At 66.4% G+C, this 12,825-nt stretch carries 8 protein-coding genes; 4 read left to right on the forward strand and 4 right to left on the reverse strand.

Annotated elements, in window-relative coordinates; genetic code table 11:
* Positions 1–11 precede the first annotated feature (11 nt).
* On the reverse strand, positions 12–1,796 hold the full coding sequence (gene msbA / locus BAC01S_RS15085) for a lipid A export permease/ATP-binding protein MsbA (RefSeq protein ID WP_027795521.1): 1,785 nt from the start codon (positions 1,794–1,796) through the stop codon (positions 12–14).
* Positions 1,797–2,088: 292 nt separating this feature from the next.
* Between msbA and BAC01S_RS15090 the strand changes: the two genes are divergently transcribed.
* Positions 2,089–2,910, forward strand: a complete 822-nt coding sequence (locus BAC01S_RS15090; protein ID WP_043202359.1) for a glycosyltransferase family 2 protein — start codon at positions 2,089–2,091, stop codon at positions 2,908–2,910.
* Positions 2,907–3,740, forward strand: a complete 834-nt coding sequence (locus BAC01S_RS15095) for a glycosyltransferase family 2 protein (protein WP_043202362.1) — start codon at positions 2,907–2,909, stop codon at positions 3,738–3,740. The genes BAC01S_RS15090 and BAC01S_RS15095 overlap by 4 nt, the downstream gene beginning before the upstream one ends.
* Positions 3,741–3,788: 48 nt before the next feature.
* Here the strand turns inward: BAC01S_RS15095 and dnaE are convergent, their stop codons facing one another.
* Entirely contained in the window at positions 3,789–7,337 is a 3,549-nt protein-coding gene (gene dnaE / locus BAC01S_RS15100; RefSeq protein ID WP_027795524.1) for a DNA polymerase III subunit alpha, read from the reverse strand.
* A gap of 215 nt (positions 7,338–7,552) precedes the next feature.
* Here dnaE and BAC01S_RS31380 point away from each other — a divergent pair, with 215 nt between their 5' ends.
* Together BAC01S_RS31380 and gluQRS are read left to right on the forward strand one after the other, a co-directional pair.
* Positions 7,553–8,437 carry a sulfurtransferase gene (locus BAC01S_RS31380; RefSeq protein ID WP_043202364.1) on the forward strand — a complete coding sequence of 295 codons (885 nt, stop codon included), beginning with the start codon at positions 7,553–7,555 and terminating at the stop codon, positions 8,435–8,437.
* 13 nt (positions 8,438–8,450) lie between these two features.
* Positions 8,451–9,383, forward strand: a complete 933-nt coding sequence (gene gluQRS, locus BAC01S_RS15110) for a tRNA glutamyl-Q(34) synthetase GluQRS (protein WP_043202365.1) — start codon at positions 8,451–8,453, stop codon at positions 9,381–9,383.
* 85 nt (positions 9,384–9,468) lie between these two features.
* On the opposite strand, the gene BAC01S_RS15115 is transcribed toward gluQRS, so the two are convergent.
* Both BAC01S_RS15115 and BAC01S_RS15120 read right to left on the reverse strand, forming a co-directional pair.
* The gene (locus tag BAC01S_RS15115; protein WP_027795526.1) at positions 9,469–10,947 is read right to left on the reverse strand and encodes a DEAD/DEAH box helicase; all 1,479 of its coding nucleotides are present in this window, start codon (positions 10,945–10,947) and stop codon (positions 9,469–9,471) included.
* A gap of 402 nt (positions 10,948–11,349) precedes the next feature.
* Positions 11,350–12,786: an aldehyde dehydrogenase family protein gene (locus BAC01S_RS15120; RefSeq protein WP_027795527.1), complete on the reverse strand. Its 1,437-nt coding sequence runs from the start codon at positions 12,784–12,786 to the stop codon at positions 11,350–11,352.
* Positions 12,787–12,825 lie beyond the last annotated feature (39 nt).

Here is a 12,825-nt window from a genome sequence, read left to right on the forward strand (position 1 = left end):
TCTCAGATAGTTCAGGCTGCGCTCTGCTGATACTGGATCTTGTGCAGATGCGCGTACAGCCCGCCGTGCTCGAGCAGTTGCTGGTGCGTACCCGATTCGACGATATGGCCGCCATCCATCACGAGGATGCGGTCCGCGCGCTCGATCGTCGAGAGGCGGTGCGCGATCACGAGCGTCGTGCGCCCGCGCATGAGCGTCTCCAGCGCCGCCTGCACGTGGCGCTCCGATTCCGAATCCAGAGCCGACGTTGCCTCGTCGAGGATCAGGATCGGCGCGTCCTTGTAGATCGCGCGAGCGATTGCGAGACGCTGGCGCTGGCCGCCCGAGAATTTCATCCCGTTATCGCCGATCAGCGTATCCATGCCGTCGGGCAGCGCCGAAACCGTCTCCCAGAGGTTCGCGGCCTGCAGCGCGCGCTTCACGCGCTCGCGGTCGGCCGTTTCGCCGTAGGCCACGTTGTTGGCGACCGTATCGTTGAACAGCACCACGTCCTGGCTCACCATCGCGATCTGCCGGCGCAGCGCATGGATGTCGTAGTCGGGAATCGGCACGCCGTCCACCAGCACGCTGCCGCCCGTCGGATCGAAAAAGCGCGGCAGCAGATTCACGAGCGTCGTCTTGCCGCTGCCCGAGGGGCCGGCCAGCGCCACCATCTCGCCGGGCCTGACCCGGAACGACACATGGTCGAGCGTCGCACGATGGCTCGCCCCGTAGGCAAACGAAACATCGCGGAACTCCACCTCGCCGCGCGCCCGTTCGAGCGGCAGGCCGCCGCCGGGCGGCTCCGGCGGCTCGTCGATCAGCCCGAAGATCAGCTCCGCCGCGGTCATCCCGCGCTGCAAGGGCTGGTTCACGTCGATCAGGTGCTTGAGCGGCGAGATCACGAGCAGCATCGACGTGACGAACGCGACAAAGCCGCCCACCGTCGTCTGGTCGTTTGCCGCCTGCACGACCGCAATGCTGACGACGAGCGCGAGCGCGATCGACGCAAGAAACTGGGTGAGCGGCTGCGCGAGCCCGCCCGAGACCGTCATGCGCATCTGGTAGCCGCGCAGGCGCTTGCTCAACGCGCCGAAGCGGTCTTTTTCGTACTGCTCGCCGTTGTGCACCTTGACGACCTTGTACCCGCCCACGGTCTCCTCGACGATGTACGACAGCTCGTTCGTGAACGTCTGATGCTCGCGGTTCAGGCGCCGCAGACGCCGGTTGATCTTGCTCACGAGCCAGCCGATGCCGGGCAGCAGCACCGCGACGATCAGCGTGAGCCGCCAGTTCAGATAGAACAGATAGCCGAGCAGGAATACCACCGTGAGCGAATCGCGCACGATCGTGACCAGCACGCCGAGCAGCACGCCAAGAATCTGGTTGACCTCGAACACGATCGCGTTGATCACCGTGCTCGCGGTCTCGCGCTGAAAGAAGCCGACGCTGGCATGGATCATCCGCTCGAACATCTTGAGCCGCAGCGAGAGCAGCACGCGGTTCGAGACGTACTGCAGCAGATAGCCGGACGCATATTGCGCGAGGCCGCGCACGAGCGAGAGGCCGACGATCGCCGCGGGCACGATCCATTTCGCCCTGGAAGCGCCGTGCGTGCCGAAGCCGTCGTCGAGCAGCGGCTTCAGCAGGGCCGGAATGCCGGCCTCCGTGGCCGCCACGACGGCCATCGCCAGGATGCCCGCGAGAAGCACCCAGGCGAGGGGCTTCACGTACGGCCATAGCCGGCGGCCGATCAGTAGCGGCGACGACTTCGTGCCGGAGCCGATCGGCTTGCTCAAGGTTGACTTCTCGCTCAAAATGCCCTCGAAAAATGCGGATGAAGCTGTCCGCCGGCAGGCGCACGCCTGGCGGACAAACGGGTACGCCATTGTAAACGCTCGGCCGGGCCGGCGATGCGTAGGATCTGCCGACGCGGTTCGCGTGCTGGCAACGTTTTTGGATATACTCCCTTGCTCGGCTTCGGCGCGATGCAAGCGGGACGAAAGGCGCGCCGCCAGCCCCTCTCCCCCTTCACCGCGCCCGGGCCGATCCGTAGCCGGTCTCCGGCGATATTCGCCCCCTTCTTCGAGCCGTCGCGACCTAGCACCGATGAGTGATAGCGGCAAATTCAGCGCCCAATCCGATGCGATCAGTGTCATCGTCATCGTCAAAAACGAAGCCCATGATATTCGGGACTGCCTCGCTTCGGTTCACGGCTGGGTCGGCGAAATCGTCGTGCTCGACTCGGGCAGCACCGACGGCACTCAGGCGATCTGCCGCGAGTTCGGCGCCACGGTCGTCGAAACCGACTGGCCCGGCTTCGGACCGCAAAAACAGCGCGCCCTCGAAGCGGCCCGCGGCCCCTGGATACTGTCGCTCGACGCCGACGAACGCATTCCCCCCGCGCTGCGCGACGAAATTCTCGCGAGCGTGAAGGCGAGCGCCGCCGACCTGTTCCGGCTGCCGCGCCGGTCGAACTATTGCGGCCAGTGGATACGCCATTCGGGCTGGTCGCCCGATTACGTCACGCGGCTCTTTCGCCGCGACGCGGCGCATTTCTCGAACGATCTCGTGCATGAGCGCGTGATCGCCGCGCCCGACACACGCCTCGGCACGCTCTCCGAGCCGCTGATGCACTACAGCTTCCGCGACTTTTCCGAAGTGCTCGGCAAGATCGACAGCTATTCGAGCTACGGCGCGACGCAGCGGGCCGCGCGCGGTCAACCTGGCAAACGCAGTGGCGGCGTCGGCCGCGCACTGCTGCACGGATTCTGGACCTTCGTGCGCACGTGGATCATCCAGCGCGGCTTTCTCGACGGCAAGATGGGGCTCGTGCTGGCGATTTCCAACGCCGAAGGCACCTACTACCGTTATCTCAAGCTGATGCTGCTCGAAGCCGAGCCGACCCGCGAAGGCACGAAAAAACCATGAACGGGCGGCACGACATGCTGGTTTCCGTGATCGTCAGCACCTATAACCGTCCCGATGCGCTCGAACGCGTGCTGGCCGGCTGTGCTGCGCAGAACGATACGAACTACGAAATCATCGTTGCCGACGACGGCTCGGGCGACGCGACGCGCGAGACGGTCGCGGCCTGTGCCGAGGCGTCTGCCGTGCGCATCGAGCACGTATGGCACCCGGACGACGGCTTCCGGCTGGCCGAGATCCGCAACAAGGGCATTGCCAAAGCGCGCGGCGACTACCTGGTCTTTCTGGACGGCGACTGCGTTCCGCAGCACGACTTCGTCGCGCGGCACCGGCAGCTCGCGAGCGAGGGCGCCATCGTCACCGGCAGCAGGATCCTGCTGGACGAAACGCTCACGCGCGAGGTGATCGAGCGCAAGGTGGCTTTGCCCGACCAAGGTTTCGGCTTCTGGGCACGGCAGCGCGTGGGCGGCCACGTCAACAAGATTGCGCCGCTCCTCGTCAAGCTGCCAGACCGCACATGGCGCGTTGTCGAGCAGTTCAAGTGGCGCGGCATCAAGGGCTGCAACATGAGCGCCTGGCGCCGCGATCTGGAGCGCGTGAACGGCTTCGACACCAGCTTCGTCGGCTGGGGGCACGAAGATGCCGATCTCGTGATCCGGCTCGCCAACTGTGGCGTGCACCGCAAGCTCGGCGCCTATGCCACCGAAATCTTCCACCTGTGGCACCGCGAGCAGCCGCGCACGCAGGCCAGCCCCAACTACGAACGGGTCAAGGCACGCATTGCCGATGGCTCGGTGCGCGCCGAGCGGGGCCTTGCCGAACTGCCGCAATGAACGCTCCGGGGGCGCCGCGCCCCCGGGCTTGCAAGTCGCGCCACAACCTCAGTAAAGGATCTCGATCGAGCTGTCGGCGAACTCGCCGCGCAGCGCCGCGAGCAGGTCGTCGGTAGGCTTGACGCGCCAGGCGTCGCCCAGGCGCACCTCGCCCTCGGCACGCTCGTTGCGGTAGACGATCTGGACGGCGAGCCCGTTGGGAATCGCGGCTTGCGTGCGTTCGCCGCGATCGCGCCCGAAGCCGCCGCGTCCGCGCGCCTCGACCACCGGCGCGGGCAGCGTGTCGTCGGGCTTCGCGCGATGCGCTTCCAGCACGCTACGCAGCGCGTGGGCGTCGGCATTGCCGTTCATCTGCAGCTTCACGGCCTGCGCATAGCGGCTGCGCGCGCGCTCCAGATCCATGACCGTGTCCACCGTGAAGCGGATGCCGCCCGTGAACGCGTCGTTGCGCGCCCCGCCCTGCACGACGAGCAGTTCGTCTTCCTTGAAGAGCGCCTTGTGCGCCTCGTACTGCTCGTTGAACACCGTCACTTCGCACTGGCCGGAGCCGTCGTCGAGCAACGCGATAAGCATCTTGCCGCGCTGGGTCATTTGCGTGCGCAACGAGGCGATCACGCCCGCGATGAGCTTGTCGCGCCCTTCCTTCAGGTCGCCGATCTTCTGGCGCACGAAGCGGCGGACCTCGTCCTTGTACGCGTCGAAGAGGTGGCCCGAGAGATAGAAGCCAAGCGCCCCCTTCTCCTCCTGGAGCTTGCGTTTTTCGGCCCATGCGGGTTCGTCCACCAGCTCATGCGCGGCGAGCGGCGCGTCGCCCATGTCGAAGAGGCCGGCCTGCATGGCATTGGCGCTCGCCTGGTCGGCGGCTTCCATGGCCATCGGCACGGAAGCGAGCAACTGCGCGCGGTTCGCGTGCACCGTGTCGAACGCGCCCGCGCGGATCATCGCCTCGATCGTGCGGCGGTTCACGACACGGCGGTCGATGCGCTCGCAGAAGTCGAACAGGTCCTTGAAGAGGCCGCCTTCTTCGCGCGCGCGCAAAATCTCTTCGATGGCGCTCTGGCCGCTGCCCTTGATCGCGCCGAGGCCGTAGCGGATCGTGCGCGAGCGCGAGCCGTCCACCTCGGCTACCGGCTCGAAGCGGTACGCCGAAGCATTGATGTCCGGCGGCAGCACGGCCATCTTGTTCGTGAGGCAGTCCTCGAAGAGGATCTTCACCTTGTCGGTGTCGTCCATGGCGAGCGACATATTCGCCGCCATGAATTCGGCCGGATGGTGCGCCTTGAGCCACGCCGTGTGATAGGCGAGCAGCGCGTAGGCGGCCGCGTGCGACTTGTTGAAGCCGTAGCCCGCGAACTTCTCCATCAGGTCGAAGGTTTCGTCGGCCTTCTCGCGCGTGAGGCCGTTTTTCGCGGCGCCCTCGGCGAAGATCTCGCGGTGCTGGGCCATCTCCTCGGGCTTCTTCTTGCCCATCGCGCGGCGCAGCAAGTCCGCGCCGCCGAGCGAGTAGCCGCCGATGATCTGCGCCATCTGCATCACCTGCTCCTGATAGACCATGATGCCGTAGGTCTCTTTCAGAACCGGTTCGACGCGCGGATCGGGATATTCCACCACTTCGCGGCCGTGCTTGCGCGCGCAGAAGCTCGGGATCAGGTCCATCGGGCCCGGACGATACAAGGCCACGAGCGCGATGATGTCCTCGAAGCGGTCGGGCTGCGCGTCCTTCAGCATGCCCTGCATGCCGCGGCTTTCCAGCTGGAACACGGCAACCGTATTGGCTTTCTTGAGGATCTGGAACGAGGCCGCATCGTCTAGCGGCACCTGCGCGAGCGACCAGTCTTGCTTCGACGGGTCGAGCATGCGGATGTAGCGCTCGGCCCAGTCGAGAATCGTGAGCGTGGTCAGGCCCAGAAAGTCGAACTTCACGAGCCCGACGGCTTCCACGTCGTCCTTGTCGTACTGGCTCACTACGCCGCTTTCGTCGCCCTGCGTGTAGAGCGGGCAGAAGTCGGTGAGCTTGCCCGGCGCGATCAGCACGCCGCCCGCGTGCATGCCCACGTTACGCGTGAGGCCCTCCACGCGCTGCGCGAGGTCGAGCAGCTGGTGCACTTCGTCTTCGTTGTCGTAGCGCTCCTGCAGGAGCGGCTCTTCCTTCATCGCGTCCGCGATCGTGACGTGCTTGCCCGGCTTGAACGGAATCAGCTTCGCCACGCCGTCGGTGAAGTTGTAGCCGAGGTCGAGCACGCGGCCGATGTCGCGCACCGCCGCCTTCGCGGCCATGGTGCCGAAGGTGGCGATCTGCGAGACCGCGTCGGCGCCGTACTTCTCCTTCACGTACTGAATCACGCGATCGCGCCCGTGCTGGCAGAAGTCGATGTCGAAGTCGGGCATCGAAACGCGTTCCGGATTCAGGAAGCGCTCGAACAGCAGGTTGTAGCGCAGCGGATCGAGGTCGGTAATGCCGAGCGCGTAGGCAACGAGCGAGCCCGCGCCCGAGCCCCGGCCCGGTCCCACCGGCACGCCGTTGTTCTTCGCCCAGTTGATGAAGTCCGCGACGATCAGAAAGTAGCCCGGGAAGCCCATCTTGATGATGGTCTTGCACTCGAAGTCGAGACGCTCGTAGTAGCGCGCGCGTTCGCTCTCGCGTTCGGCCTCGTTCGGATAAAGCTGCACGAGGCGCTTTTCGAGGCCCTCTTTCGAGAGCTGCACGAGGTAGTCGTCAAGCGACATGCCGTCGGGCGTCGGGAACAGCGGCAGCTTCGGCTTGCCGAGTTCGAGCTTGAGATTGCAGCGCTTCGCGATCTCGACCGTGTTCGCGACCGCCGACGGAATGTCCGCGAACAGCGCGGCCATTTCGTCCTGGGTCTGAAAGCGCTGGTCGGTGGTGAAGCGCTTCTGGCGGCGCGGATTCGCGAGGATGTCGCCTTCGGAAATGCACACGCGGGCTTCGTGCGCCGTGTACTCGTCGCCTTCCATGAACTGCATGGGGTGCGTGGCGACCACGGGCAGCTTCAGTTCCGCCGCAATTGCCACGGCCTGCTGGACGTACTGCTCGCCGCCGGGCTGGCCGCAGCGTTGCAGTTCGACATAGAAGCCGTTCGGGAAAAGGTTCGCCCAGCGCTGCGCGTGGCGCTTCGCGCTTTCGACGTTGCCCGCCGCGAGCGCGAGGCCGATGTCGCCCTGCTGCGCGCCCGAGAGCGCGAGCAGCCCTTCGCCCAGTCCCGCTTCCAGCCACGCGACGTCGATTTCGGCGCGCCCCCGGTACTGGTTCGTGAGCCACGCCTTCGAAAGCAGCTCGCACAGGTTCAGATAGCCGCGTTTGTCCTTCACGAGCAGCAAAAGGCGCGAAGGCTTGTCGCGGTCGTCCGGATTCATGATCCAGACGTCACAGCCGGCGATGGGTTTGACCCCTTTGCCGCGCGCTTCCTGGTAAAAACGAACGAGGCCGAATGCGTTGCCGAGATCGGTGAGCGCGAGCGCCCCCTGGCCGTCTTTGGCCGCCGCCTTGACGAGGTCGTCGAGGCGCACGATGCCGTCGGCAATCGAGAATTCGGAGTGGACGCGAAGATGAACGAAGCGGGGATCTGACATGGGCGTCATTGTAACGCTTGCCTCGCGCGAATTCCGGCTGCGAAGCGGGCCAACGAACCGGGTGTTTTAACGCCGCACTCGCTGCCGCGTCAAACGCTCGCACCGCCGCCGGACGCCCCGGGGTTCCGCTTGAGGGATAATAGAGGATTGCGCCCGCCGCCTTACGCGAGTCCAAAGCGGCCCCAACGCGGATTTCAGGCGGGCGGGTTTCACCGGTTCAAGCCATGCCCATTCTCAATCTCTCCGCCTACCAGTTCGCAACGCTCGACAAGACCGCCGAATGGCGCCCGCAAGTCCTCGAGCGCTGCAAGTCGCTCGATTTGCGGGGCACGATCCTGCTCGCGCCGGAAGGCATCAACCTGTTCGTGGCCGGCGAGGAAGCTGCCGTTCGCACGTTCATGGACTACATCAACCACGATCCGCTGTTCGAAGGCAAGTTCGCGACGCTCCGGTTCAAGGAAAGCTTCTCGGATACCCGCCCCTTCAATCGCATGCTCGTGCGCCTGAAGCGCGAGATCATCACGATGAAGAAGCCCGCGATCCGTCCCGAAGAAGGCCGCGCGCCCTCGGTCGCGCCCGCCACGCTCAAGACCTGGCTCGACCGCGGCCATGACGACGAAGGCCGCCCCGTCGTGATGCTCGACACGCGCAACGCCTTCGAGGTGGACGTCGGCACGTTCGAGCACGCGCTCGACTACCGCATCAGCAAGTTCAGCGAATTCCCCGGCGTGATCGAGGCGAACCGCGCGGATCTGGAAGGCAAGACGGTGGTGTCGTTCTGCACGGGCGGCATCCGCTGCGAGAAGGCCGCGATCCATATGAAGGAAGTGGGGATCGAGAGCGTCTATCAGCTCGAAGGCGGCATTCTCAAGTATTTCGAGGAAGTGGGCGGCGCGCACTACACGGGCGACTGCTTCGTGTTCGACCAGCGCACCGCACTCAACCCCGAGCTCGAACCGACCGACACGGTGCAGTGCTTTGCGTGCCGCGCTATCGTTACGCCGGCCGAGCAGGCTTCGCCGCTCTACGTCGCGGGCAAGAGCTGCCCGGCGTGCCATCCGGCGCGCGACGAGGGCGGCGCAACGGCACAAGCCGGCGCGGCGGCGTGAAGCCCGGGTTGGCATGAGCGTGACGGCGGCAGGCAACGGCTCCCATCGCACGTACCGCGGCCGCTTCGCGCCCTCGCCCACCGGCCCGCTGCACTTCGGCTCGCTCGTCTCGGCGCTCGCGAGCTGGCTCGACGCCCGCGCACATGGCGGCGCGTGGCTCGTGCGGATCGAGGACATCGACGCGCCGCGCACGGTGCCCGGCGCCGCCGAAGACATTCTCGCGACGCTCGAACGCTTCGGCTTTCACCCCGACGAGGCGCCCGTCCGGCAGAGCGCGCGCCTCGATCTCTACCGCGCGGCGCTGGACCGGCTGCTCGCGACAAGCCACGTTTATCCTTGCGGCTGCACGCGCAAGGAAATCGCCGATTCGCAACTTCACGTCCATCGGCGCAACACCACGCTGATCTACCCCGGCACCTGCCGCGACGGCCTGCACGGCAAGCGCGCACGGGCCTGGCGCCTGCGCGTGCCGGACGATGCCGATACGGATGCCACGATCCGCTTCGACGATCGCTGGCAAGGCCCGCAATCGCAGGACCTGGCGACCGAGGTCGGCGACTTCGTGTTGCTGCGCGCCGACGGCCAGTGGGCCTATCAGTTGGCGGTGGTCGTGGACGACGCCGAGCAGGGCATCACGCACGTGGTGCGCGGCGCGGATCTGCTCGACTCCACGGCGCGGCAGATCTGGCTGCAGCAGTGCCTCGGCGTGCCAACGCCCGCCTGGCTGCACGTGCCGATCGTGACCAACGCCGAGGGCGAAAAACTGTCCAAGCAGACTGGCGCGCAGCCGCTCGACTCGTCGCGGCCGCTCGATGCGCTGGTTGCAGCCGCGCGGCATCTGGAACTCGATTTGCACGATCCGGCGCCGGCGTCGCTCGAAGCGTTCCAGGCCGATGCGATCGACGCGTGGCGGCGCAGGCTCGCGCAACGGTCCGCTGCGGCCTGAGCGCGGCGATGCTGAAAGCGCTACCCAGAAATGCAAAACGGCGTGCCCCAAAGCACGCCGTTTCTCTACCCGCCAAAGCCTCGCGTCAGTTCGACGAAGACGACGAAGGCTTGTTACGCCACGCCGACCCCAAGCCGCCCAGCAGCGCCGCAAGCGGCTGCTTCGACTGCGGTTTCTGCGACGCGCCGGCGCTCGCGGCCGGCTGGTCTTCGGCGGCTTTGCGCGCGCTCGGCGACGGCTCGTAGGGCTTCAGGAAGAACTCGTCGACCGGCTGTGAGCGGCGATGATGCGGCCGGTCGAACGACGCCGTGCTGCGATGGCCGCTGCGCTCGCCGCGCCCCTCGTAGCCGTCACGCTCGCGCCGGCCGCGGCTGCTGCCCTCGTGATGCGGCACGGGCGTGTCGACAACAAGCCGCTCCACCGTGAGCGGACGCTTGATGAGTTTTTCGATGTCCGCCAGCTGCTTCTTCTCGCTCGGACTGCACAGCGAGAGCGCGTCGCCCGAGGCACCCGCGCGGCCCGTGCGGCCGATGCGGTGCACGTAGTCTTCCGCATTGAACGGCAGGTCGAAGTTGATGACGGCCGGCAGCTCGGCGATATCGAGGCCGCGCGCGGCCACGTCGGTCGCGACGAGCGCCTCGATCTCGCCGCGCTTGAAGGCGTCGAGCGCCTGCATGCGCTCGCTTTGCGAGCGGTCGCCGTGAATCGCCGTCGCGACGATGCCCTGCTTCTCGATCAGGCGGGCGAGACGGCTCGCGCCGATCTTGCTGTTGCAGAACACGATCACCTGCTTCAGGCCGCGATCGCGGATCAATTGGACAACGGCGCCGGTCTTGTCGCCCTCGTGCACCTCGTACACGATCTGCGTGACGTTGGTGGCCGTGGAGTTGCTGCGCGCGACCTCGATGGTCTGCGGCGAACGCAGATACGTCGCGGCGAGCTTCTTGATTTCGGGCGAGAACGTGGCCGAGAACAGGAGCGTCTGGCGTTCCTTCGGCAGCAGGTTGATGATGCGCTGGAGGTCCGGCAGGAAGCCCATGTCGAGCATGCGGTCGGCTTCGTCGAGCACGAGCATCTGCACCTGGCCGAGATTCGTGGTCTTCTGCTGGACGTGGTCGAGCAGGCGGCCCGGCGTCGCGATCAGGATCTCGACGCCGCGGCGCAGCTCGTCGGACTGCGGATTCATGTCCACGCCGCCGAACACCACGGCGCTGCGCAGCGGCGTGTGCACGGCATACGAGCGCACGTTGGCGGCGACCTGGTCGGCCAGCTCCCGCGTGGGCGTGAGGATCAGCGCGCGCACCGGGTGGCGCGCGGGCGAAGCGCTCGTGCTGGCGCCGGGCAAGAGGCGCTGGATGATCGGCAGCGAGAAGCTCGCGGTCTTGCCGGTGCCGGTTTGCGCGGCGCCCATCACGTCGCGGCCCGTGAGCACGACGGGGATCGCCTGCGCCTGGATCGGCGTAGGCGTCGTGTAGCCCTGGTCCTTGATGGCCTTGAGAATTTCAGGTGCAAGGCCGAACTGGTCGAAGGTCGCAGTGCTGGGCTTGACGTCGGTGTCGGACATGGTGGCTTCGCTATAAAGGCGCTTTGGCGCATGGCGCGGTGGCATTTGCGCCACCCGCATCAACAGATCGCGGGTCGCCGCGGGTCACCGGGGGTCGCAAGCGGTACGCCCGGCGCAGGTCACCCGGCGTACGGCCGGGGTGGCCTCGGGGTGGTCGCGGGATGACCTCGAAGGTCGGGGGTACCTTGAAGGTGCTTCTCACGCCCACAGCTCGGCCGTCAGGCAGACAGGCGCAGCAACGCGCACCCCGCCGAAAGGGCGGTATTGTAGCACTGCGACATGAAACTCACGGTCAGCACGCTACAGGTCTCTCTAACGGCGCTCCGAACTGCCGGCATCCCTACCGGCCAACGCGGATGCGCATGTTGTGGCCCCATATGCACGCGAAACCCGCCCGCGCCCTCACCAGGTCTCGCGCATCACCATCAGTCGCAGTTCGGTCATGTCCTCGATGGCGTAGCGCACACCCTCGCGCCCCAGCCCCGAATCCTTCACGCCGCCATACGGCATGTTATCGACGCGAAATGACGGAATATCGTTGATCACCACGCCGCCCACTTCGAGCGTATCCCAGGCGCGATGAGCATTCGCGAGCGAATCGGTGAACACGCCCGCCTGCAGGCCGAAATCGCTGTCGTTGACGACCTTCAACGCCTCGCCGAAATCGTCGAAACGTTCGAGGATCGCCACGGGGCCGAATGCCTCGCGGCGGTAAAGATCGGTGTCGCGGCCCACGTTCTCGAGCAGCGTTGCCTCGAACATCGCGCCGTCCACCTTGCCGCCCGCAATGATTTTCGCGCCCGCCGCCACCGCCGCCTCCATCCAGCCCGCGAGGCGCCGCGACTCCGACTCCGAGATCATCGGCCCGACGAAGGTCTTCTCGTCCTTCGGGTCGCCCATCTTGAGCGACTTCGTCTTTGCGATCAGCTTCTCGCGCAGCGCGTCGTAGATCGAGGCGTGCACGAGAATGCGCTGCACGCCGATGCAGCTTTGCCCCGACTGGTAGTACGCGCCGAAGGCGAGGCGGTCGACCACATAGTCGAGCTTGCCGGCCTGGTCCGCGTCGACGACAGCCGCGGCGTTGCCGCCCAGTTCCAGCACCACCTTCTTCTTGCCCGCCTTCGCTTTCAGATCCCAACCGACCGCGGGCGAGCCCGTGAACGAGAGCAGCTTGAAGCGTTCGTCGGTGGTGAAGAGATCGGCGCCGTCACGGTGGGCGGGCAGGATCGAGAAGGCACCCTTCGGCAGGTCGGTTTCCGCCAGCACCTCGCCGATGATGAGCGCGCCCACCGGCGTGCGGCTCGCGGGCTTGAGCACGAACGGCACGCCGGCGGCGAGCGCGGGCGCGACCTTGTGCGCGGCCAGATTGAGCGGGAAGTTGAACGGCGAGATGAACGAGCACGGCCCGATCGCCACGCGCTTCACGTAGCCGTGATAACCCTTCGCGCGCGCCGAGATTTCGAGGTTGATGATTTCGCCGTCGATGCGCACCGACTCTTCGGCGGCGACGCGAAACGTGTCGATGAGGCGCGTGACCTCGCCGCGCGAGTCGTTGATCGGCTTGCCCGCCTCGATGCACAGTGCCATCGCGAGCTCGTCGAAGCGTTCGCGAAAGCGCGCGACGCAGTGGTCGAGCACCGCCTGGCGCTTGAAGGGCGGGAACGCGCGCAGCGCGGGCATGGCCGCCTCGGCGGCGGCGATCGCCTGATCGATCGCCTTCGCGTCGGCGAGCGCGACGCGCGTGGCAACCTCGCCGCTGTATTTGTCGGTGACGTCGAGGTCGGTATTCGCCGCTACCGCGACGTTCGCGAGATAGTACGGATAGGTCGGTTTCAGCATAACGGGGTCTCCGTGAAGCGCAGCGGCCCGCGCCGCGCA

It is taken from the genome of Paraburkholderia acidipaludis NBRC 101816, assembly GCF_000684975.1.
Taxonomy (GTDB): Bacteria; Pseudomonadota; Gammaproteobacteria; order Burkholderiales; family Burkholderiaceae; genus Paraburkholderia; species Paraburkholderia acidipaludis.

What these genes read in the sequence shown, in the direction of transcription:
- BAC01S_RS15090 (WP_043202359.1), top strand. Translation starts at nt 2,089, where the DNA reads ATGAGTGATAGCGGCAAATTCAGCGCCCAATCCGATGCGATCAGTGTC.
- BAC01S_RS15095 (WP_043202362.1), top strand. Translation starts at nt 2,907, where the DNA reads ATGAACGGGCGGCACGACATGCTGGTTTCCGTGATCGTCAGCACCTAT.
- dnaE (WP_027795524.1), bottom strand. Translation starts at nt 7,337, where the DNA reads ATGACGCCCATGTCAGATCCCCGCTTCGTTCATCTTCGCGTCCACTCC.
- BAC01S_RS31380 (WP_043202364.1), top strand. Translation starts at nt 7,553, where the DNA reads ATGCCCATTCTCAATCTCTCCGCCTACCAGTTCGCAACGCTCGACAAG.
- gluQRS (WP_043202365.1), top strand. Translation starts at nt 8,451, where the DNA reads ATGAGCGTGACGGCGGCAGGCAACGGCTCCCATCGCACGTACCGCGGC.
- BAC01S_RS15115 (WP_027795526.1), bottom strand. Translation starts at nt 10,947, where the DNA reads ATGTCCGACACCGACGTCAAGCCCAGCACTGCGACCTTCGACCAGTTC.
- BAC01S_RS15120 (WP_027795527.1), bottom strand. Translation starts at nt 12,786, where the DNA reads ATGCTGAAACCGACCTATCCGTACTATCTCGCGAACGTCGCGGTAGCG.